Origin of the sequence: Mesorhizobium sp. M7D.F.Ca.US.004.03.1.1, from assembly GCF_003998635.1 — a bacterium.
In the GTDB taxonomy this organism is placed as follows: domain Bacteria; phylum Pseudomonadota; class Alphaproteobacteria; order Rhizobiales; family Rhizobiaceae; genus Mesorhizobium; species Mesorhizobium loti.
Genome location: NZ_RZQG01001733.1, coordinates 1 through 513 on the forward strand (window position 1 = coordinate 1; position 513 = coordinate 513).

Genomic DNA, 513 nt, shown 5'->3' on the forward strand with positions numbered 1-513 from the left:
GTGCCGAATGCGACGCCGTCGGCGTTGTCGCCGCCGTCCATCCGCTGGTCACCCAGGCGGTCGACGCGCTGCAGGCGCGCAACGTGCCGGTGTTTGCGCTGATCTCGCAGATCTCGGCGACGGGTCAGGTTCACTACATCGGACTGGACAACTGGAAGGTCGGGCGCACCGCCGCCTGGGTGTTTGAGCATGTCTGCCGGGCGCCCGGCAAATTGGGCATCCTCGTCGGCAATCATCGCTACCGCTGCCAGGAAATGAACGAAAGCGGCTTCCGTTCCTTTTTCCGCGAGCACGCGCCTGGCTTCACCCTGCTGGAGCCGCTGCTGACCTTCGAATCGAGCGCCATCGCGCAGGAGATGACCGAGAAGCTGCTGAACGAAAATCCGGATCTGTCCGGCCTCTATGTCGCCGGTGGCGGCATCACCGGCACCATCGCGGCGCTGCGCTCCACCGGGCGGGCCGGCAGCCTCGTCGTCGTCGGCTATGAGCTGATGGACTCGACGCGCCCAGCCC

Annotated in this window: 1 protein-coding gene; it reads left to right on the top strand. The window is 66.3% G+C overall.

All coding sequences use genetic code 11. The annotated features are described in order from the left end of the window. On the top strand, nucleotides 1–513 hold a 513-nt coding region (locus EN935_RS39760), incomplete at both ends, for a substrate-binding domain-containing protein (RefSeq protein WP_164771916.1).